Origin of the sequence: Streptomyces chisholmiae, assembly GCF_031845445.1 — a bacterium.
Classification (GTDB): domain Bacteria; phylum Actinomycetota; class Actinomycetes; order Streptomycetales; family Streptomycetaceae; genus Streptomyces; species Streptomyces chisholmiae.
The window spans coordinates 12,467-32,550 of the sequence record NZ_JAVREO010000021.1; the positions used below are offsets into that span (position 1 = coordinate 12,467).

The 20,084-nt window shown below is 74.3% G+C and carries 18 protein-coding genes, 1 tRNA gene and 1 pseudogene; 7 read left to right on the top strand and 13 right to left on the bottom strand.

Features of this window, described 5'->3' with window-relative positions:
• Positions 1-87: 87 nt before the first annotated feature.
• The 6 genes from RM844_RS26820 to RM844_RS26845 form a co-directional block, all read right to left on the bottom strand.
• Positions 88-729: a response regulator transcription factor gene (locus RM844_RS26820; protein WP_311669980.1), complete on the bottom strand. Its 642-nt coding sequence runs from the start codon at positions 727-729 to the stop codon at positions 88-90.
• An 84-nt stretch (positions 730-813) separates the two neighbouring features.
• Complete coding sequence (locus RM844_RS26825) at positions 814-1,839, bottom strand: hypothetical protein (protein ID WP_311669981.1); 1,026 nt, start codon at positions 1,837-1,839, stop codon at positions 814-816.
• Positions 1,833-2,867, bottom strand: a complete 1,035-nt coding sequence (locus tag RM844_RS26830) for a hypothetical protein (RefSeq protein ID WP_311669982.1) — start codon at positions 2,865-2,867, stop codon at positions 1,833-1,835. The genes RM844_RS26825 and RM844_RS26830 overlap by 7 nt, the downstream gene beginning before the upstream one ends.
• 86 nt (positions 2,868-2,953) lie before the next feature.
• On the bottom strand, positions 2,954-3,613 hold the full coding sequence (locus tag RM844_RS26835; protein ID WP_311669983.1) for a response regulator transcription factor: 660 nt from the start codon (positions 3,611-3,613) through the stop codon (positions 2,954-2,956).
• Positions 3,614-3,617: 4 nt separating this feature from the next.
• Positions 3,618-4,847, bottom strand: coding sequence for a sensor histidine kinase (locus RM844_RS26840; RefSeq protein ID WP_311669984.1), 1,230 nt, complete (start codon positions 4,845-4,847; stop codon positions 3,618-3,620).
• A 14-nt stretch (positions 4,848-4,861) separates the two neighbouring features.
• On the bottom strand, positions 4,862-5,551 hold the full coding sequence (locus RM844_RS26845; protein ID WP_311669985.1) for a helix-turn-helix domain-containing protein: 690 nt from the start codon (positions 5,549-5,551) through the stop codon (positions 4,862-4,864).
• Between the two features lie 136 nt (positions 5,552-5,687).
• Between RM844_RS26845 and RM844_RS26850 the strand changes: the two genes are divergently transcribed.
• Positions 5,688-6,491: an NAD(P)H-binding protein gene (locus RM844_RS26850; protein WP_311669986.1), complete on the top strand. Its 804-nt coding sequence runs from the start codon at positions 5,688-5,690 to the stop codon at positions 6,489-6,491.
• Between the two features lie 146 nt (positions 6,492-6,637).
• On the opposite strand, the gene RM844_RS26855 is transcribed toward RM844_RS26850, so the two are convergent.
• From RM844_RS26855 to RM844_RS26865, 3 genes and pseudogenes are all read right to left on the bottom strand, one after another.
• Positions 6,638-7,561, bottom strand: coding sequence for a glycine betaine ABC transporter substrate-binding protein (locus RM844_RS26855; RefSeq protein WP_311669987.1), 924 nt, complete (start codon positions 7,559-7,561; stop codon positions 6,638-6,640).
• A 170-nt stretch (positions 7,562-7,731) separates the two neighbouring features.
• A pseudogene (locus RM844_RS33780) lies at positions 7,732-8,310 on the bottom strand (ABC transporter permease); the annotation flags it as partial.
• 272 nt (positions 8,311-8,582) lie between these two features.
• Positions 8,583-9,821, bottom strand: coding sequence for a quaternary amine ABC transporter ATP-binding protein (locus tag RM844_RS26865; RefSeq protein WP_311669989.1), 1,239 nt, complete (start codon positions 9,819-9,821; stop codon positions 8,583-8,585).
• 1,097 nt (positions 9,822-10,918) lie between these two features.
• Here RM844_RS26865 and RM844_RS26870 point away from each other — a divergent pair.
• On the top strand, positions 10,919-11,761 hold the full coding sequence (locus RM844_RS26870) for a MerR family transcriptional regulator (RefSeq protein ID WP_311669990.1): 843 nt from the start codon (positions 10,919-10,921) through the stop codon (positions 11,759-11,761).
• Positions 11,762-11,957: 196 nt separating this feature from the next.
• Here RM844_RS26870 and RM844_RS26875 read toward each other — a convergent pair.
• Positions 11,958-12,045, bottom strand: a tRNA-Leu gene (locus RM844_RS26875).
• A 123-nt stretch (positions 12,046-12,168) separates the two neighbouring features.
• On the opposite strand from RM844_RS26875, the gene RM844_RS26880 reads away from it, so the two are divergent.
• The 3 genes from RM844_RS26880 to RM844_RS26890 all read left to right on the top strand — a co-directional run bounded on the left by RM844_RS26880 (position 12,169) and on the right by RM844_RS26890 (position 14,771).
• Entirely contained in the window at positions 12,169-13,536 is a 1,368-nt protein-coding gene (locus RM844_RS26880; RefSeq protein WP_394814606.1) for a M20/M25/M40 family metallo-hydrolase, read from the top strand.
• Positions 13,537-13,680: 144 nt separating this feature from the next.
• Positions 13,681-13,914 (top strand): chaplin, encoded by a 234-nt coding sequence (locus tag RM844_RS26885; RefSeq protein ID WP_311669992.1) that lies wholly within the window; start codon positions 13,681-13,683, stop codon positions 13,912-13,914.
• Between the two features lie 143 nt (positions 13,915-14,057).
• Entirely contained in the window at positions 14,058-14,771 is a 714-nt protein-coding gene (locus RM844_RS26890; RefSeq protein ID WP_311669993.1) for a chaplin, read from the top strand.
• A gap of 278 nt (positions 14,772-15,049) precedes the next feature.
• Here the strand turns inward: RM844_RS26890 and RM844_RS26895 are convergent, their stop codons facing one another.
• Positions 15,050-15,238 (bottom strand): DUF5703 family protein, encoded by a 189-nt coding sequence (locus RM844_RS26895; protein WP_059008558.1) that lies wholly within the window; start codon positions 15,236-15,238, stop codon positions 15,050-15,052.
• 47 nt (positions 15,239-15,285) lie between these two features.
• Between RM844_RS26895 and RM844_RS26900 the strand changes: the two genes are divergently transcribed.
• The gene (locus tag RM844_RS26900) at positions 15,286-15,969 is read left to right on the top strand and encodes a hypothetical protein (protein WP_311669994.1); all 684 of its coding nucleotides are present in this window, start codon (positions 15,286-15,288) and stop codon (positions 15,967-15,969) included.
• An 86-nt stretch (positions 15,970-16,055) separates the two neighbouring features.
• On the opposite strand, the gene RM844_RS26905 is transcribed toward RM844_RS26900, so the two are convergent.
• A complete protein-coding gene (locus RM844_RS26905; RefSeq protein WP_311669995.1) occupies positions 16,056-17,969 on the bottom strand; it encodes a helix-hairpin-helix domain-containing protein in 1,914 nt (637 codons plus the stop codon).
• On the bottom strand, positions 17,966-18,949 hold the full coding sequence (locus RM844_RS26910; RefSeq protein ID WP_311669996.1) for an aldo/keto reductase: 984 nt from the start codon (positions 18,947-18,949) through the stop codon (positions 17,966-17,968). The genes RM844_RS26905 and RM844_RS26910 overlap by 4 nt, the downstream gene beginning before the upstream one ends.
• Before the next feature lie 84 nt (positions 18,950-19,033).
• On the opposite strand from RM844_RS26910, the gene RM844_RS26915 reads away from it, so the two are divergent.
• Complete coding sequence (locus RM844_RS26915; protein WP_311669997.1) at positions 19,034-20,083, top strand: LLM class F420-dependent oxidoreductase; 1,050 nt, start codon at positions 19,034-19,036, stop codon at positions 20,081-20,083.
• Position 20,084 lies beyond the last annotated feature (1 nt).

Below are 20,084 nucleotides of genomic sequence, written 5' to 3' on the forward strand. Positions count from 1 at the left end.
AGCATCGCGCCCGGCCGGGGCCCGCCACATCGGCCGACCCGCTCGACCCGGCCATCAACCGATCGGTTGACCCGCCTCGGCCGAACGTCAGTCGCCGCCGAGTATGCCCAGGTCGTAGCCGGCGGCGACCGCCGCGGCCCGGTCCCGCACGTCCAACTTCCGGTAGATGTGCGTCAGATGGGTCTTCACGGTGGCCTCGCTGATGAACAGCCGGGCCGCCACCGCCCGGTTGGACGTGCCCCGGGCGACCAGCGCCAGCACCTCACGCTCCCGCTCCGAGAGCGTCCCGTCGGCCGGCCGCGCCGGGGCGCGCAGCGCCCCCAGCAGCCGGGAGGCCACGGCGGGGGAGAGCACCGACCGGCCCTCGGCCGCCGCCCGCACGGCGGCCAGCAACTCCTCCCGGGGCGCGTCTTTGAGCAGGTACCCGGTGGCGCCCGCCTCGATCGCGGGCAGCGTGTCGCTGTCCGTGTCGTAGGTGGTCAGCACCAGCACCCGGGCCCGCGCGCCACGGCGCGCCAACTCGGCGATCGCCTCGACACCGCCCCCACCCGGCATCCGCAGGTCCATCAGCACCACGTCCGGGTCCAGCCGCAGCGCCGACTCCACGGCCTCGGCTCCGCTCGCCGCCTCCCCGAGCACCTCGAACCCGGCCACGGCACCGAACATGCCCCGCAGCCCGTCCCGCACGACGGGGTGGTCGTCAACGAGCAGCAGCGTGATGTCGCCCATGGCCCCCCACGGTACGACAGCCCGGCACCCCAGCCGCCCGTGGCCGGACACCCCATCCGTGCGGGTGCGCGGCCCCGACCGGGGTCAGCGGCCCGCCGGGACGGGCCCGCCGCCGCACGTGTCGTCCGGCCCGCCCGCGGTGTGGCTCCCACCCGACCGGCGATAGCGCCGTGCGACCTCGTGAAAGGCGGCCTTGGGACGGCGGGCGCCGGACTCGTCGACCGCCACGATCCCGAACCCCGCCTTGTCGAGGTCGAACCCGGGGTCCGCGCGATGCGGGAAGTCGGGCATCGCGAAGGTGAAGACGAAGCAGCCGTACACCCCCTCCGCCTCGTAAAGCGCGATGAGTTCACCGAGGTAGCGGGCCTGGACCCGCTCGTCGCGCGGGTGGTCACCACGCACCCGCGGGGCGGCGGCGAACCAGTTGACGATGCCGAAGGACCCGGCGCCCCGCAGCTCGGCCCCGACGAAGGCGCCACAGCCGAACTCGGTGATGACGACGGGCTTGCCGTGGCCCCCCACCAGTCCCCGCAGCCGTTCGACATAGCCGGCCTGGTTGCCCGCCGAGCGGTAGAGGCTGACGCCGACCAGGTCGAACAGCGACCAGTCGACGTTCTCCCACCCGGCCGCCGCGTAGCCGAGTGGCCCGTGGAAGCGGCGCCGGGCGGTGCGCACGGTGGCGCGGAGCAGACCGTCCAGCCGTCGGTCGACGCGGCGCCGCAGCAGACGGTGGAACCGCAGGATCAGCCGCAGGCGCAGGAACGACCAGCGTCCGGGAACGATGCCCGGCGCCGTGTGCGAGAACTCGCTGCCGACCAACAGCGTCACCCGACCCGGGTGTTCGCGGCGCAGCCGCTCGGCCGCTGTGGCGAGCCCGTCCAGGTGGTCGAGCAACCGCGCGACGGGCACGTCGGGCACGTGCGGCCGCAGGTGGACGTCGAGCCCGGTGCCGATGGCGAGGCGCGCCACCGCCACCAGCCGGGCCCCGTCACCGCCGACGAGCATCACCGCGGTGCAGCGCAGGTCGCGCGCGATGGTCCGCAGATCCCGTCGCACGTCGGCTTCGCTCGCCGTGTCGACCAGATAGGAGACGCCACGGACCGTCAGCACGCGCCGGCCTCCCGCCGCCCCGTGCGCCGCCACGCCACCAGCAGCAGCACCACCACCCCGGCCAACAGTGCCGCGTTGACGAGGTACTTCGTCGACGAGTCGACCTCGCCGAGCGGCTCGACCGCGAAGGCCAGCCCACCCCGCACGACCAGGGCGGCCCCCGCCACCGCGAGTACCTGCCGCGGCCCCCAACCGCGCCGCCCCGACCAGCACAGCAGCAGTCCGCACAGCGCGCAGAGCACGACGACGTTGACCGCGAGACCCCACCAGGTCGCCGGCAACAGGAGGTTGCCGACCCACACCCCGCCGGCGACGCCGCCCACCCACCACCAGGCCGGTGCCGCCAACGCGGACCCGGACCGCCCCGGCCGCACCGCGAACGCCGCCCCCACCAGCGCCACCACGGTCAGCCCGACCAGCGTCAACCGGCCAGCGCCGGCGCCCGCGTCGGCCCCGGTGTCCTGGTACACCAGGGCGGCGCTCAGCGCCCACAGCGACACCATCGCGCACAGCCCGCCCCGACCCAGCCACCGTCGATCGGCGAGCCGCCCGGCACTGGCCTCGACCACCGCGATCGGGGCGGCGAAACTCCAGACCACGTGCCCGCCCACGTAGTTCAGCAGGCTCGCGGCGTCGACCCCCAGGCCGGGGACGACCGTGCGCCACGGCTCGGTCGCCCACTCCGGATCGTCCGTCGCGACGTCACGGTGGAACAGACTCTGGTCGACCAGCCCCGCCTGGACCAGCCCGGCCGCCGCGCTGAGCAGCAGGACCGTCGGCCAGCCCCGGCCGGCCGTCCGGGCCGCCTCGCGGACGAGCACCGCGGCGGTGCCGTAGAGCGGAGCCAGGATCAGCAGACCGGCCAGCAGCTCCAGCGGCCGGCCGGTGCTCTCGCCGTAGCCGATGAGGTACTCCGCGCTGATCGGGGACAGCACCAACAGGCCGAGTACCGCGGCCCGTCGGCCGGTTGGTGAGCTCGGTGCGGAGGGGACGGTGCGGCCTGCCTCGGCCGCGGCGTGCGGGATCATGCCCCACACGCTAGGGAGCCGGCCGGCTCGCCCGCCTCTGCCGAACGGCCAGACCGACTGGCCAACCGGCCAGGTCCTACCACCGGCTAGGAGCGCGCCGACCGGGCGTCGTGCGCGAGCAGCGCCAGTTGGACCCGGTTGTCCAGGCCCAGCTTGGTCAGCGCGCTGGAGAGATGTGCCTTGACCGTGCCGACCGACAGATGCAGACGCGCCCCGATCTCGCTGTTGGAGAGGCTCTCGGCGACGGCCTCGGCGACTGCCCGCTCCCGGTCGCTGAGCAGCGCCAGCCGACGGCGGGCCCGCTCCGCCCGGCCGTCCCCGCCGCCCGCCGCCGCGTGCGCCATCAGGGCCCGGGCCGCGGCCGGGGACAGCGCGGGCTCGCCGCGGGCGGCGAGCCGCACAGCCGCCACGATCTCCGCCGGCTCGGCGTGCTTGAGCAGGTAGCCGGCCGCGCCGGCCCGCATCGCGGACACCACGAGGCCGGGCTCGTCGAAGGTGGTCAGCACGATCACCGGCGGCGCGTCCGCGCCCCCGCGCGCCAGCGCCCGGGTCGCCGCCAGGCCGTCCAGGACCGGCATCCTCAGGTCCATCAGGACCACGTCCGGCGAGTGTCGACGGGCCGCGTCGCCCACTTCGGCGCCGTTCGCCGCCTCCCCGACCACCTCGATGTCGCCCGCTCCCCGCAGCAGCAGGCGCAGGCCCGTCCGCACCAGGGGGTCGTCGTCGGCCAACAGCACTCGGATCACGGCGTCACCTCGCCGGCCACGGTAGCCGGGCACGCAACAGAAACGTGCCGCCGGCGGGCGAGTACTCCAGGGTGCCGCCGTCCAGCCGGACGCGTTCGGCGAGACCCGCCAGGCCGGCCCCGGCGCCCGGCACCCCGCCGGCACCGGCCGGCCGTGCGGGCAGCGCGTTGCGCACCTCGACCGTGAGCCCGTCTCCCGGCCCACCCGCCAGCCGCACCGTCGTCGGCGAACCGGGGGCGTGCTTGCGGGCGTTGGTCAACCCCTCCTGCACCACCCGGTACCCGGTGCGGTGCGACTGCGCGCGCAGCTCGCCGACGGTGGCGTGATCGAGACCGTCGAGCAGCTCGACCGGCTGTCCGACCGCCCTGGCGTCGGCCAGCAGGCCGCCGATGTCGGAGATCCGCGGCTGCCACCCACCGGCCGCCGCCGGGTCTCCCTCGGCACGCAGCAGGCCGAGCACCTCCTGCAACTCCCCGACGGCGGCGTGCGCGTTGCCGCGGATCACCTCCGCGCTGTCGGCCACCTCAGCGCCGCTGAGCGATGGTCCGACGCCCGTCGCCGCCTGCCGCGAGCGGTAGGCGAGCGCCCCCGCGTGCAGGGACAACAGGGAGACCCGGTGCGCCAGCACGTCGTGCATCTCGCGGGCGATCGCCCGCCGCTCGGCGCGCCGGGCCTCCGCCAGCCGACGCGCGTGCTCGGCCCGCTGCCCCGCCACGTCGGCGCGCAGTCGCGCCACCAACAGCCGCCGCGCGCGCAGGCCGTAACCGATCGAGAACGCGGCCAGCAGGTAGGTGAGCGAGAACGCGGCGTCGAACCACGCCTCGTCCCCCGCCGGCGACACCAGCGCGCCGGACGGCGTCACCAGCAGCACGTAGAGCCCGAGCACCGGCACCGCGCGCCGCTCGCGGACCCGTAGCCCGAGGTTGGCGACGAGCACCGCACCGGCCGGCAGGGCACTGCTGGCCAGCGCCACGGCGGGCACCCCGAGCAGCGCCACCGCCAGCGCGTGGCGCCGCCGCCACCACAGCGCCAGGCACGCCAACAGTCCCAGGACCGGATCGAGTTCCGCCACCCACCGCGGCATCTCGCCCCGCTCGCGCACCACGCCGAGGACCACCAGACCCAGCAGCACGGCGGCGCCGCACAGCGCCGTGTCGACCAGCCAGTCGCGCGAGGTGCGTCCACCCGGGGCCGCCCACTCCTCGACGCCGGGTCCACCGGCCCGCGGCCTCAACCCCCCGCACCGCCTCAGGGTACGCAGCGGTCCGCCGCGGGGCGGCGGCCGGCGGTGAAGGCGGCCGGGGGAACGCCCATGAAGTGGCGGAACTCGGCGGTCAGATGGGACTGGTCGTAGTAGCCGGCGGCGACGGCGATCTCCGACCAACGGCCGGCCTCGGCCGCGAGCACCGCGCGCAGCCGGTCGATGCGCGCGAACCGCTTGGGGGACAGGCCGGTGGCCTCGGTGAACAGGGCGCGGAGCCGGCGCTCGCCGAGCCGCAGCCGGGCCGCGACCGCGGCGACCGGGGTGGCGTCCGCCAACAACCGGGCCGCCACGTCGAGTTGTCCCGACGGCGGCGGCCGGTCGGCGAGCGCCGCGGTCAGCGCGCCGGTCGGGTCGGTGGCGAGGCGGTCGAGGTCCAGGCCCGGCAGCGCGTCGAGGGGCAGCGCCCGGTCGGTGAGTTCGCCCGGTCGCCGGCCGAACAGGGCCAGCGCCCGCCCGGGGCGCAGCCGGACCCGCACGCAGGAGTGGCCGGCCGCGCCGAGGTGGTACGACGCCCGGGTGCGGGGCCCCAGCGCGACCAACTCCCGCCTGTCCCGGCGCAGCAGCAGCGTGCTGGCGTGGTCGGGCAGGTCGACCGCCACCGAGTGGTCCGCCGTGGCGACGTCGACCCCGGCCACCCAGGGCCGCAGCGCGGGCGGCACGAGCAGAGAACTCACCCCACCCACGGTAGCCGGCCGACGGGGCACCGGCTGACGGCGGTCGGCCGACGGGCGGTCGGCCGACGGGCGGTCGGCCGACAGCGGTGCCGAATTCTCCTATCAGCGGCGGGGGGCGCGGTGCCATCGTCCCCCCATGATCCTTGTCACCGGTGCCACCGGCACCATCGGCCGGCACGTCGTCCGCCTGCTCACCGAACGGGGGCTGCCGCACCGCGCGATGTCCCGCCGCGCGCTGCCCGGCGGGGTGCGGGCGGACTTCACCGACCCGGACTCGCTGGCCCGCGCGCTCGCCGGCGTGGACGCCGTCTTCCTGCTGAGTGCCCCACCCGAGCCGACCGCGGACCACGAGATCGCGCTGACCACGGCCGCCCGGTCGGCGGGGGTCCGGAAGATCGTCAAGCTCTCCGCGATCGGCAGCGGCGCGCTGTTCGAGGGGGCGACCGTCGGCTGGTGGCACCTCGCGGCCGAGGAGGCGATCGAGGCCAGCGGGCTGGCCTGGACCATGCTCAGGCCGCCGAGCTTCGCCAGCAACTTCCTCTGGTACCGGCCCCTGATCGAGGCGGGGGAGCCGATCCCGAACCTGACCGGCGACGCCCGGCAGGCGGTCGTGGACCCGCGGGACGTGGCCGCCGCCGCGGTCACCGCCCTGACCGACCCGGCGCACGACGGGCAGCGGTACGACCTGACCGGCCCCGCGCCGCTCTCCTTCCCCGAGCAGGCGGCGACGCTGGCGGCGGTGCTCGGCCGGCCGGTGCGGGTCACCGAGGTGGACCGGCTCGACCAGCTGCCGGCGGGGATGGCCACCGGCGTCGGCTGGGCGCGTTCCGGTGGTGCGGACTACGTCACCGAGCACCTGCCGCGGATCCTCGGCCGCCCGGCGGGCAGCTTCGAGCGCTGGGTCCGCGACCACCGGCGGGAGTTCGCGGCCGCCGCCTGAGGGCCCGCCCGCACCCGCCCGCCCGAACCGCCCCGAGCGATCATCCGACCCGGTCCACGCACACGGCTCGGCCCCACCGCCCCCGAACGGGGACGGTGGGGCCGAGCCGGTGCCTGGTCGCGGCCGGTTCGATCGGTTCGATCGGGTCAGCTGGCGGCGGGCGGCGCGCCGACCACGTCGGCGTGCTCCTCAAGCCACTCGGCGACGCCGGCGGCCGGGTCGTCCGGGTGCTGGTTCACCACGAGGTCCTCCAGCGCGCCGTACTCCTCGTCGGAGAGCTGGATGCCCGCGATCCACTCGGCGACCTCGGGGAAGTCCCCGCCGAAGCCCTCGCGGCCCAGGAAGTGCAGGGCCTCGGCCTCACCGAGCGCGCCCTCCGGGTCCTCCAGGTCGCGCACCGGGAACTCGGCGTTGGCCCAGAACGGACGCCAGAGCGTGACGACGATCTCCTCCTGCGAGTCGATCGCGTTGCCCAGCTCGGTGAGCATCGTCGAGGTGGAGGAGGTCGCCAGCGAGAAGCCGGCCTCGTCCAGGCCGTACGTCGGGATGACGCTCTCCTGGGTGGCCTCGGTCAGGCCGGCGCCGGGCTCGATGCCGACGATCCGGCCGTCGAGCACGTCCACGTAGTCGGGCAGCTCGGCGATCGAGGTGATCTCGCTGTACTCGGGAACGGCGAAGGTGAGGACGGCGTTGTCGTAGTAGGCGCCGATGTCCTCGATGCGGTCCCCGTACTGCTCCATGTAGGAGGCGTGGGTCACCTCGGGCCAGGCCGAGGGGAACATGTCGACATCGCCCTCGGCGAGCGCCGTGTAGAGCACGCCGGCCTCGCTGATCTCCTCGTGCTCGACCGTGTAGCCGGCCTCTTCGAGGAGGTGCTCCAGCAGGTAGGCGGTGCTCAGGCCGTCCGTCCAGGACGGGATGTAGCCCAGGGTGATGGTGTCCCCGCCACCGGAGCCACCGCCGTTGCTCTCGTCGTCGTCCGAGTCGCCGCAGGCGGCCAGGGTCAGTCCGAGGGTCGCGGCGACGGCCACGGCGGAGAGCTGACGGCGCCGGGAGGTGGGGGTTCTCATGAGTTCTCTTCTCTCTTCGACAACAGGGGGGAGTGCGAGTTTTCTGACCCGGGGGGTCACGCCGCTGGCACGGTCGGCGACTTCCGCAACGAGGTGGCGTCCCGCCCGGCGGTGACCTCCTCGGTGGCGGCCCGCTCGCTGGCGGCCCGCTCGGCCGCCTGCCGGCGGCGGCGCAGGAAGGCGGTGAACGAGCGCCCGGTGGGCTGCCCGATGGCACCGGTGAGCCGGTCCAGGAAGATGGCCAGGATCACGATCGCCAGCCCGGCCTCGAAGCCGACGGCGACGTTGACCCGCGACAGCGACTCGACCACGATCTTCCCGAGCCCGTCGGCGCCCACGAAGCCGGCCATCACGGCCATCGACAGGGCCAGCATGATCACCTGGTTGACGCCGGCCATGATGGTCGGCAGCCCGAGCGGCAGCTGGATGCCCCGCAGGATCTGCCACGGCGTGCCGCCGAAGGCCTGCCCGGCCTCCACGGTCTCCTTGTCGACCTGCCGGATGCCCAGCTCGGTCAGCCGGACGCCGGGCGCCATCGAGAAGACGATGGTGGCCACCACACCGGGCGCGTAGCCGATGCTGAAGAAGATCACCACGGGCACCAGGTACACCAGCGCCGGCATGGTCTGCATCAGGTCGAGCACCGGCCGGACGACGGCGCTGACCGTGTTGTTGCGGGCGGCCAGCACGCCGACCGGGACGGCGATCAGCACCGCGATGAACGTCGCGACGAGGACCATGGCGAGCGTCTGCATCGCCGGCTCCCACAGCTCCATGCTCACGATCAGGCCGGTGCCCAGGAGCGCGAAGATCCCGAACCTGACCGACCGGACGGCCGTGCCCAGCAGCGCGAACAGGATGACGACGATCAGCGAGGGCAGGGTCAGCAGCCAGTCGCTGAGGCCCTCGACGAGGAACTCCAGCGAATCCTTGATGCTGTCCAGCAGCCCGGACATGTTGTCCTTGATCCACCGGATGCCGTCGTCCACGTACTCCCCGAGGGGGAGGTGCGGCAGCGAGTTCATCGGGCGCCTCCGGCGGTGGTCTCAAGGGCGGCCTCGGCCCCGTCGCCGCGCGGATCGTCGACGCTCGGCGGCGTCAACGCGCTGAGCAGGGTCACCCGGGGGATGATCCCGACCAGCGCGCCGGCCTCGTTCACCACGGCCAGCGGCGCGCGGGTCGCGGCCGCGTGCTGGAACAGGTCGGCCAGGAAGTCGTCCGGGCTCACCTGGGCGACTCCCTCGGTGCGCAGCGGCAGCGCCTCGACGCCCGCGCGCACGGCCTCGGCGATGTCCTCCTCGTAGACCACGCCCCGCACCCTGCGGTCGTTGCTGACCACCAGCAGCGCCTGGGTCTGGTGCTCACGCATCAGCCGGTGGGCCGCCTTCGGGCCGGTCTTGGGCCCGACCACGGCGACCGGGCGCTCCATCACGGCGCCCGCGGTCAGTACCCGGGTGCGGTCCACGTCGGCCACGAACTGCGAGACGTAGTCGTTGGCCGGCTCGTTGAGGATCTCCTCGGCGCTGCCGACCTGCACGATCCGCCCGTCGCGCATCATCGCGATCCGCTCGCCCAGCCGCATGGCCTCGTTGAGGTCGTGGGTGATGAACAGGATCGTCTTGCCCAGCTCGGACTGGAGCTCCAGCAGCTGGTCCTGCATCTCCTTGCGGATCAGCGGGTCCAGGGCGCTGAACGCCTCGTCCATGAGCATGATGTCGGTGCCGGCGGCCAGGGCGCGGGCCAGGCCGACCCGCTGGCGCATCCCGCCGGAAAGTTCGGAGGGCAGGTGGCCGCCCCAGCCCTTGAGCCCCACCAGGGCGAGGGCCTCCTCACCGGCGCGCTGCCGGTCGGCCCTGTTCACCCCGCGCAGTTCGAGGGCGTAGGCGGCGTTCTCGCCCACGGTGCGGTGCGGCAGCAGCGCGAAGTGCTGGAACACCATGCTCACCTTGGTGCGCCGCATCTCCCGCAGCCCGGCCGCGGAGAGGTGGGTGACGTCCTCGCCCCCGATGCGCAGGGTGCCGTCCGTCGGTTCCAGCAGACCGTTGATCATGCGGATCAGGGTCGACTTACCGGAGCCGGACAGCCCCATCACGACGAAGATCTCGCCGGGTTGAACGTCGAATGTGGCGTTGATTACCGCCGCCGTCAGTCCTTCACGACGGAGCTGTTCGCGGTCGGTTCCTTCGGCCAGCATCCGCACGCCACGCTGCGGTTTGCGGCCGAATATCTTGGTCAGGCCTTTCGCTTCTATGACCGGCACGATGCTCCAGGGTCGGGGACAAGGGACGGCCGCCTTCGCGTATCACACGCCGGGCGGCGGTGTCGGGGACGCACAATCCGATGACCGGGGACCCTACGACGCCGTCTACCCTTACATGAGCCACCCACAAGATGCACATTGCAGGTGTTCCGAGGCGATAACGATCGGCCTCTCGACGTGCTGATCCGGCGCGATGGTACGACAGCGGCGAAGCCGACCGAAGCGGTACTGTCCCCCGCCGCCCAGCCGACCAACCCGCCCCGGCCGCCACCCCGGTCCGGCTGGGAAACCAACAGCTCAGCGGTGTCGGGTCTGCGGGGACCCGAGCCGCTTCGGTCGTCGCCGACGCCGATCTCCGGCGCCGGGGCGCGCGGTCGTAACGTCGGAATTTCCCGCCTTGTCGAAGGTCGCGCCGGCCACGTTCCGGATATGAGCGAGTACGCCGTGAGCCCATCCCCCGACGCCCGGCGCACGACGTGATCGGGCCACTTCCCCGTCCCGCGCCCACCCGGCGGGCTGGGTGGCTCGGTCGCCTTCGGGGGAGGGATCTCGGGTCGCCGGAAGACGATTTGGGAAACTCGTTATCGACCTCGTATCGGATGTGAATTACCCGACGCGCCCCGCTTTTCCAGGGCGCGATGCCGGCGGAACGGCGAGTCCGATAGCGGGTATTTCGGCGGCCACTTGGGAAGTCGATCTCCGGCGCCGGTGTCGCGACTTACCGGTCGCCACCGAAGAAATCACCGGACCCCCGAACGGGCCGACCGCGCCGCACACACCGGAAAGACCCCGGTTCGGCCGGGGTCTTTCCGGCAGTGTCCCGGGGGACGTGAACCGCCACCAGGGACAGCCCGTCGTCAGGCCCCTGACCTGCGGTTTCCTCTACATGACGAGACCGGTGCCCGGCCTGCGCCTGGTGCCCGCTCACCCGACCGCTTGTTGTCACGCGTGGTGCGCGCGGCGCCGGTCCTCCGGTCCCGGGGTCACCCTGCTCGGGTCCCCGTCGCAGGGGGGCGGGCCTGGGTGGTGGGCTGTTGCACATGCCGTAGCGGCATGTGATGTCGTCGAGGCACCACAGGACGAAAGGCCCTTCCGCGATGCACCCATCCTTCACGCCTCCCCGCCAGGTCAAGATCGGTGATGCGGCCGCGTTCGCCGGGAGCACCCCGCGCGCGATTCGCCATTACCACGAGATCGGTCTGCTGCCGGAGCCCGAGCGAGGCGGGGACGGCCGTCGCCGTTACGGCTACCACGACATGATCCGTCTGCTGTGGATCCGCAGGATGGCGGACGCCGGCATCGGCCTCGACGACATGCGGGCCGCCTTCGACGAAGCCCGCGACATCGAGGAGAACCTGGGCCGGCTGGAGGAGGCCCTGGCCGCCAAGGAGGCCGACATCAAACGCCAGCGCGCCGTGGTCCAGCGCCTGCGGGCCGTGGGCAGCCCGCTCGGGCTGCTCTCCGAACTGGTGACGGACCGGCTCGGCCACCTGCCCCCGGGCGCGCTGCGTCCCTCCGACCTGGACACCCTGCTGGTCACGGAACGGATCTTCGGCCCGCTGGGCGCCGCCGTCCAGGCGAGCGTGTTCATCGTGCTGGCCACCCACCCCGACCTGAGGGCCGAGGACGACCGTCTCGACGCCGCCGAGGCCGCCCTCGACGACGGCATCGATCCCCATGACCCCCGCGTCGACGAACTCGCCGCACGGCGGTACGCCCACCACAAGGCCCTGGAGAAGGCCGCCGAGGCGGTCGGACTGGACGCGGACGAGGAGAAGCTCTTCGAGACCCACGACGTCGAGGTGCAGGACGAGGAGCCCGCACAGCTGAGCGCCTCCGAAGCGGTCACCAAGATGCCCTACGACTTCTCCCCCGCCCGGGTCCGCTGCATCGAACTCACGGCGGAACTCCTCGCCCGGGACCACTCCGCGGGCAGTTGATCGCCCGCCCCGACCAACGCGGCCCGGCAGCCGGTCAGATGCACACCCACGGCCGGCCGCCTCGGGCGGCCGCCCCGAGGCGGAACGGGAGAGTTCAGGCGTCGGCTGACGGAGCCAGATCGCTCGCGTTGGTCACGCCGCTGGTCACGGCATGCCCCTAGTAACAGAAAAACCCCAGGTCAACTGGGGTTTCTGGTGGTGTCCGAGGGGGGACTTGAACCCCCACGCCCTTAAACGGGCACTAGCACCTCAAGCTAGCGCGTCTGCCATTCCGCCACCCGGACAAGGCGCGGACGCGACTCCCTGGTCGCGCTCACGAGGGCAACCATAGCAAAGGTCAGCGGGCTCGTGAGCCGCCCGGCGGTGGGCCCGGGCCGGCCTTGGGATCGGGCCGGAGCGGGGGGAGGATGGGAGCACGTACCGCAGGAGGAGGCAGTGTGACCGAGAGCAGCCCCAGCCAGGACCGTGCCAAGCCGGGCCGCGCGGAGGAGGAGGTCGTCGAGCTGTGCCGCGACCTGATCCGGATCGATACCAGCAACTACGGCGACCACTCGGGGCCGGGTGAGCGGGCCGCCGCCGAGTACGTGGCGGAGCAGCTCGCCGAGGTGGGGCTCGAACCGCGGATCTTCGAGTCGCACCCGGGCCGGGCCTCCACCGTCGCCCGGATCGCCGGCGAGGACCCGTCCCGCCCGGCGCTGCTGATCCACGGCCACACCGACGTGGTGCCGGCCAACGCGGACGACTGGACGCACCACCCGTTCTCCGGCGAGATCGCCGACGGCTGCGTCTGGGGCCGTGGCGCGGTGGACATGAAGGACATGGACGCGATGACGCTGGCCGTCGTCAGGGAGCGGATGCGCACCGGCCGCAAGCCGCCGCGGGACATCGTGCTCGCCTTCCTCGCCGACGAGGAGGCCGGCGGCGTCTACGGTGCCCGGCACCTGGTCGACCACCACCCGGACCTGTTCGAGGGCGTCACCGAGGCCATCGGCGAGGTGGGCGGCTTCTCGTTCACCGTCAACGAGAAGCTGCGTCTCTACCTGGTGGAGACGGCCCAGAAGGGCATGCACTGGATGCGGCTGACGGTGGACGGCACCGCCGGCCACGGGTCGATGACCAACGACGACAACGCCATCACCGAGCTGTGCGAGGCGGTCGCCCGGCTGGGCCGGCACACCTTCCCGGTGCGGGTCACCAAGACCGTGCGGTCCTTCCTGGACGAGCTGTCCGACGCGCTGGGCACCCCGTTGGACCCGGAGAACATGGAGGAGACCCTCGCCAAGCTCGGCGGCATCGCCAAGTTGATCGGCGCCACCCTCCAGAACACCGCGGCGCCCACCCAACTCGACGCCGGCTACAAGGTGAACGTCATTCCCGGCCAGGCGACGGCGGCGGTGGACGGCCGGTTCCTGCCGGGCTTCGAGGAGGAGTTCCTGGCCGACCTGGACCGGGTGCTCGGCCCCCGGGTGCGGCGTGAGGACATCCACAGCGACAAGGCTTTGGAGACCAGCTTCGACGGGGCGTTGGTGGACGCGATGCAGACCGCGCTGGTCGCCGAGGACCCGATCGCCCGGGCCGTGCCGTACATGCTCTCCGGCGGGACGGACGCGAAGTCCTTCGACGACCTGGGCATCCGGGCCTTCGGCTTCGCGCCGCTGAAGCTGCCGCCGGAGCTGGACTTCGCCGGGATGTTCCACGGGGTGGACGAGCGAGTGCCGGTGGACGGCCTCCAGTTCGGCGTACGGGTGCTCGACCGGTTCCTCGATCAGTGCTGATCTGCCCTGACGATAATCGTTCGTTCGTGCGGAATTCCCCAAGTTAGGTGAATACCCGCGGGGTTTCGTGCCCTTGTTTTGGGCTCCTCGTTGCAACACATGCAGTCCCCGGCTGGGGTCCGCGTTGTCCATGAGGAGGAAGTAATGATCAAGAAGGTCGTCGCCACTGCGGCTGCCGCCAGCGGTCTGGCGCTGGCCGGTGCCGGGCTCGCGGTCGCGGACTCCGGTGCCGCCGGTGGCGCGTTCGGCTCGCCGGGCGTGATCTCGGGGAACAACATCCAGGTCCCGATCCACGTGCCGATCAACCTGTGTGGGAACACCGTTGACATCATCGCGCTGCTGAACCCGACGTTCGGCAACGTCTGCGTCAACGCCTGAGCGACACCCCCATCCCACGAGGGCTTGAGCCGGCGGTCCCGGAGCGCGTAGGCGCACCGGGGCCGCCCAGGCTCTCCGGCGGGCGCGGGTGCCCTCACCCCCCACCCCGCGACCCATCCCAAAGCAAGGCAGGGGAAAGAACCATGCGACAGGTCACGCGAAACGGCCTGCTCACCGTATTCGCCGCCGGCGGCGTGCTGGCCGCCTCCGGCGGTGTCGCCTTCGCCGACTCCGAGGCGGAGGGCGGCGCGGCGAACTCGCCCGGGGTCATCTCCGGGAACTCCGTCCAGGCGCCGATCCACGTGCCGGTGAACGTTTGCGGGAACACCGTCAACGTGGCCGGGCTGCTCAACCCGGCGTTCGGCAACACCTGCGTCAACGCGGGCGACGGCGGGGCGCGGGCGACCGGGGGCGCCAGCGGCTCGCCCGGCTTCATCTCGGGCAACTCGGTCCAAGCCCCGATCGACATCCCGGTCAACGCCTGTGGCAACAGCGTCGACGTGGTCGGCGCCCTCAACCCGACCACCGGCAACGAGTGCGCCAACGGCGTGAGCCCGGTGGAGAACGCGCCCAACCCGGAGGCGCCGCCGGAGGAGCCGAAGACCCCCGTCGAGGAGGAGCCCGCTCCCGAGGGTGAGTCCCCGGCCGGCGAGTCCCCCGAGGTGGTCCCCGAGGAGACCTCCCCGGAGCCGGTCACCGAGCCGGTCGCCGAGCAGCCGACGGCCACCGAGGAGACCACGCAACTCGCCGCCACCGGCGGCAACTTCGCGCTGCTCGCCGCGGTGCCGGTGGGGGCCGGACTGGTGCTCGGCGGGGCGCTGCTCTACCGCAGGTCCCGGATGGTCCAGCAGGGCTGATCCGGTCGGCGCCGCGCCCGAAGGGACAGCCCGACCGGCGCGCGCCGACAGAACGAGTGGGTCCCGACGGCGGGCCCACTCGTTCTTCTGTTTGTCCGGTGCGGCCCGCGGTCCCGGGGCGGTGCCCGATGGCCTGGCGCGGCCGGCCGCCTCCGGGGCACGGCCGGCCGGCCGTCGGGGGCGTTCGGCTGTTCCCGGGGGTCAGCCGCTGCCCGGGGCCGCCGTCACCGGTCGGGATCTCCGCAGGCCGGGCGCCTGGCCGCGCCCGGGGGGACGGCTCACCAGGTGGGCCGCAGCTGGCGGATGATCCGCCGGCGCAGCCGCACCCGACGGCTCCCGTCCGGGTAGAGGCGGAGCCGCGCCAGCTCCCAGTGTCCGTACTCGGCGTGCTCGGTCAGCAGACGGGTGGCGGCGGCGCGGGAGACCCCACGCGGCACGTACACATCGCGAAACTCGTATTCCGGCATCGAATCTATTGTGCGGCCAAGCCCAGGATGCCGATACCGTCTGCACCATGTCTGATGCTGCGCAGCCCACGGCTGCCGAAGTCCGTGCCGCCGCGGAGGCGCTCAAAGAAGCGCTCGACCGGCACCTGGCCGCCATCGAACGACGGGTGGCGGCCGGCGATGCGGAGGTCGAGGCGGCCGATGCCGCCGTGTTCGCCGCCTTTAACGAGATGGCGGCGGCGGGCGAGGTCTACGACGAGCTGCTCTACGACGCCTACGACGAGGTCACCCCCTTCGAGGTGCCGACCTCGGACGGGGCCAGCTACCAGGGCCCCGAGGAACCGGAGGTGCTGAGCGTCTACCAACGCCGGGACTACACCGTGGCCGAGCCACGGCGGCTGCTCGCCCAGGCCGCGCGCATCGCCGAGCTGGACTCCGAGGGGGTGGAGACGCCGGACGCCTCGGCCGAGCCGGCCGCCGGGCGCAGCGTCAAGGCGGCGCTCGGCGTGCTCTTCGGCGAGTTCGACGCCGACGAGATCGCCTCCCGGCACGAGGAGTTCGGCCTCGCCGAGGGCGACGCCACGCTCTGGGTCACCGCCCAGGACGAGCCGGCGGAGCCGGGGGAGTGGCTCTCCGCCCCCTTCGACTCCGTCGCCCCGGAGCGGGTGGTCTGCCGCTTCGACATCAGCGACGCGTTCGACGACGAGGCGTTGGACGCGGTGGACGAGGTGCCCCGCTGGCTCGGCTCCTGACCGGGGCGCCCGCCGGCGTCACCTCGCCCGCCCGGCACCGCGACCCGCCCCACCCGCCCGGCGGGCCCGGGCGGGGCGGGGCGGCCTCACCCCGCGTCCGACGCCGGCGGCGGCTGCTCGCGCAGCAGCGCGCGCAGCCGCGTGGCCCGCTCGCCGGCCGGCGGCGCCGCGACCGCCGCCGCCAGCGCCGGGCCGCAGCCCTGCACCACCGAGAGATGCCGGGCGGCCCGGCCGAACGCCGTGTACACCCAGCGGCGGTCCAGCGCGCCGGCCGCGTCCGCCGGGAGCACCACCACGGCGGCCGGCCAGCGCAGGCCGGCCGCCTGGTGGGCGGTGACCGCCCAGCCGTGCCGGACGGTCTCGGCGACCAGCTCCCGCGCCACCCCGAACTCGCCGTCCTCGTCCCGCAGTCGCAGCCCCCGCTCGTCGGCCCCGACCACCCGGGCCAGCCGCAGCCGGCCGGGCGCCGGGGAGTGCGCCACCCGGTCGCCCGGGTCGAAGCCGCCGAAGGCGCCGGGGCCCGCGTTGAGCCGCTCCTTGAGCGCCGCGTTGAGCGCCCGGGTGCCCGCCGGCCCGCCGTGCGCCGGCACGATCACCTGGATCTGCTCGGCGGCCAGCTCGAACGCCCGCGGGATGGACTCGGCGACCAGCTGGACCGCCCGGTGCACCGCCTCTCCCGGGGCGGTGACCGGCACGATCACCACCTCCCGGTCCGGCGCCGCCACCTCGACCAGCTCGCCGACACCGATGCCGGAGACCAGCTCGCCGACCGGGCCCGGGTCCGGCGTGCGGGAGACGACCTTCGGGAAGCCGCCACTGGCCAGCACGTCGGCCAGCACCTGGCCCGGGCCGGCCGAGCCCAGCAGCAGCGGGTCGCCGCTGAGCACCAGCCGGGCGCCGTCCGGCAGCGACTCCACCAGCGCGGCGGCCGGCTCGGCGGCCAACTGGCCGGCGTCCAGCACCACCAGCAGGTCCAGCGGGAACCGGCCCTCCGCGTCCCGCCCCGGGCCCTCCCGGCCGGCCAGCAGCCCGGCGACCGTGACCGCCGCCTCCGCCGCCTCGGCGCCCAGCGCCGCGGCCGCCCGCCGGCGGCCGGCCGGCTGGTGCGCCGCGACCGCGACGCGCAGCCCGAGCCCCCGGGCGGCGGCGGTCAGCGCCAGCGGCTCGGCCGCCGCCGTCGCGCCCCCCGTGTGCGCCAGCACGGCGGCCCCGGCCGCCGCCCGGACCAGCTCGCCGGCCGACGGGCCGGGCGCCGCCGCCGCGGCGGCCGCCCAGCCGTCGGCCGCCTCGCCGGCCGGCGGCGCCAGCGTGGCGCGCAGCCGGGCCAGGCCGTCGGCCAGGCTCTCCTCGGCCAGGGCGTACCGCTCCAGGCCCACCAGCAGCTGGATCTCGGCTTGCTCCGCCGGCTCCGCGCCGGGCTCGGGCGGCGGCGCGCCCCGGTCCTGGAAGACCAGCACGACGCCGTCCTCGATGCCGGCCCTGACCGCCTCCTCGGGCTCCGGCACGCCGTGCTCGGCGAGGCCGGCGGCCAGCGCGCCCGGCGTCAGCGCCGTGTGCCCGGCGAGCGCGGCCCGCTCCAGCAGCCAGCCGAGCAGCGCGGCGCCGCGCCGCTCGTCGCCCGGGCCGGCCTCGGCGCCGAGCAGCGCCCGGGCGAACTCGTCGGCCTGACCCGGCTGGACGCCCCGGGCGGCCAGCAGCTGCCAGGGGTCGGCGCGCAGCGCCTCGACCGCGCCGGCGCCGAGCGCGGCGGCGACCCGGGGCGCCAGCGCGGCCGGCGCGCCCCCGGCGGCCAGCAGCGCCGGCAGCTCCTCCGGGACCGCGACCGGCGCCCCCTCGGCGGCCGGCGGCGGCCCGCCGGCCGCCGGGCGCGCCGCGGGCCGGGGCGGGGCCGGCTGGTTGAAGAACGAGGCGGCGGCGCGCTCACCGCTCTCCACGGCGCGCACGGCGGCCCGCAGCTCCGCCGCCGGGTCGGCGGTGGGCGTGGCGTGCTCGGAGGTCACAGCGAACTCCAGTCCTGGTCGGGGTAGTGGTGCACCGGGGCGGAGACGTCGTCCAGGGCCCGGCGGATCTCATCGGGAAGACTAAGCGTCTCCACTGACAACGCCTCCTCCAGCTGGCGGGCCGACCGGACGCCCAGCAGCGGCGCCACCACGCCGGGCCGGTCCCGCACCCAGGCGAGCGCCACCTGCGCCGGCGTCACGGCCAGCCCGTCCGCGGCTATCGACACCGCGTCCACCACCCGGCTCGCCGCCTCGTCCAGGTAGGGGGCGACGAAGCCGGCGAGCACCTCGGACGCGCCCCGCGAGTCGGCCGGCCTGGCGCCGTCCCGGTACTTGCCGCTGAGCACCCCGCGGCCCAGCGGCGAGGACGGCAGCAGCCCGATGCCGAGGTCCAGCGCGGCCGGCAACACCTCGCGCTCCACGCCGCGTTGCAGCAGCGAGTACTCCATCTGGGTGCTGGCCAGCCGGCTCCGGCCGGGGGCGGCCAGCTGCCAGGTGGCGGCCTTGGCCAGCTGCCAGCCGGAGAAGTTGGAGACCCCGGCGTAGCGGGCCCGGCCGGAGCTGATCGCGATGTCCACCGCCTGGAGCGTCTCCTCCAGCGGGGTCTCCCGGTCGAAGGCGTGGATCTGCCACAGGTCGACGTAGTCGGTGCCCAGCCGTGCCAGGGAGGCGTCCAGGGCGGCGAGCAGGTGGCCGCGCGAGGTGTCGAAGCGGCGGTCCGGGTCGGGGACGCTGCCGGCCTTGGTGGCGATCACCAGGTCCCGGCGGGCCACCGAGCCGCCGACCAGCCGGCCCAGCATCGCCTCGGCCTCGCCGTCGGCGTACACGTCCGCGGTGTCCACCAGGTTGCCGCCGGCCGCCCAGAAGGTCCGCAGCAGTTCGGCCGCGCCCCGGTCGTCGATCTCCCGGCCCCAGGTGAGGGTGCCGAGCCCCAGTCGTGTCACGCGCAGTCCGGTGCGGCCGAGATGCCTGAGATCCATGGGCGTTGAGCGTACTTGCGGTACCGACTACAGTCCGGATGACCGGTGCGTTACCGGTCGGTAGGCGGCGGCGAAGGGGATCTCATGCGGCTCGGAATCAACCTCGGCTACTGGGGCGCCGGGATGGACGCGGACAACCTGGTGGTCGCCCAGGAGGCCGACCGGCTCGGCTACGCGGTCTGCTGGGTGGCCGAGGCGTACGGCTCGGACGCGCCGACGGTGCTCTCCTGGGTCGCCGCGCGGACCGAGCGGATCGACGTCGGCTCCGCGATCCTGCAGATCCCGGCCCGCGCCCCCGCGATGACCGCGATGACCGCGGCCACCCTGGACAGCCTCTCCGGCGGCCGGTTCCGGCTGGGCCTCGGGGTCTCGGGCCCGCAGGTCTCCGAAGGCTGGTACGGGGTGCGCTTCGACCGGCCGCTGGCCCGCACCAGGGAGTACGTGGAGATCGTCCGCAAGGCGATGTCCCGGGAGCGGCTGACCCACCAGGGCGAGCAGTGGACGCTGCCGCTGCCGGACGGCCCGGGCAAGCCGCTGAAGCTGACGGTGCACCCGATCCGGGAGCGGGTGCCGCTGTACATCGCGGCCATCGGCCCGAAGAACCTGGCGCAGACCGGGGAGATCGCCGACGGCGCGCTGGTGATCTTCTTCTCGCCGGAGCACGCGGAGGAGACCACGCTGCGCCATCTGCGGGCCGGGCGCGAGCGGATCGGTCAGTCGCTCGACGGGTTCGACCTGGTCCCGACCGTGCCGATGGCCGTCGGTGACGATCTGACGGCGCTCGCCGACCACTTCCGGCCGTACACCGCCCTCTACGTGGGTGGGATGGGCAGCCGCAAGCAGAACTTCTACCACGCGCTGGCACACCGGATGGGCTTCGGGCAGGCGGCCGACGAGATCCAGGAGCGCTACCTCGCGGGGGACCGGGACGGCGCCGCCGCCGCGGTGCCGCACGAGCTGATCGACGCCACCACGCTGATCGGCCCGGTGGACCGGATCGCCGACCGGATGCGGGCGTTCGCCGACGCGGGCGTCACCACCCTCTCGCTGTCGCCGGCCGGCTTCACCCGCGAGGAGCGGCTCGCCGGGCTGCGCGCCGGGGTGGCCGCGCTGGAGCGGGCCGGCCTCGGCTGAG

What these genes read in the sequence shown, in the direction of transcription:
- RM844_RS26895 (WP_059008558.1), bottom strand. Translation starts at nt 15,238, where the DNA reads ATGCCGGAATACGAGTTTCGCGATGTGTACGTGCCGCGTGGGGTCTCC.
- RM844_RS26855 (WP_311669987.1), bottom strand. Translation starts at nt 7,561, where the DNA reads ATGAGAACCCCCACCTCCCGGCGCCGTCAGCTCTCCGCCGTGGCCGTC.
- RM844_RS26915 (WP_311669997.1), top strand. Translation starts at nt 19,034, where the DNA reads ATGCGGCTCGGAATCAACCTCGGCTACTGGGGCGCCGGGATGGACGCG.
- RM844_RS26850 (WP_311669986.1), top strand. Translation starts at nt 5,688, where the DNA reads ATGATCCTTGTCACCGGTGCCACCGGCACCATCGGCCGGCACGTCGTC.
- RM844_RS26880 (WP_394814606.1), top strand. Translation starts at nt 12,169, where the DNA reads ATGGGAGCACGTACCGCAGGAGGAGGCAGTGTGACCGAGAGCAGCCCC.
- RM844_RS26830 (WP_311669982.1), bottom strand. Translation starts at nt 2,867, where the DNA reads ATGATCCCGCACGCCGCGGCCGAGGCAGGCCGCACCGTCCCCTCCGCA.
- RM844_RS26885 (WP_311669992.1), top strand. Translation starts at nt 13,681, where the DNA reads ATGATCAAGAAGGTCGTCGCCACTGCGGCTGCCGCCAGCGGTCTGGCG.
- RM844_RS26910 (WP_311669996.1), bottom strand. Translation starts at nt 18,949, where the DNA reads ATGGATCTCAGGCATCTCGGCCGCACCGGACTGCGCGTGACACGACTG.
- RM844_RS26820 (WP_311669980.1), bottom strand. Translation starts at nt 729, where the DNA reads ATGGGCGACATCACGCTGCTGCTCGTTGACGACCACCCCGTCGTGCGG.
- RM844_RS26890 (WP_311669993.1), top strand. Translation starts at nt 14,058, where the DNA reads ATGCGACAGGTCACGCGAAACGGCCTGCTCACCGTATTCGCCGCCGGC.
- RM844_RS26870 (WP_311669990.1), top strand. Translation starts at nt 10,919, where the DNA reads ATGCACCCATCCTTCACGCCTCCCCGCCAGGTCAAGATCGGTGATGCG.
- RM844_RS26900 (WP_311669994.1), top strand. Translation starts at nt 15,286, where the DNA reads ATGTCTGATGCTGCGCAGCCCACGGCTGCCGAAGTCCGTGCCGCCGCG.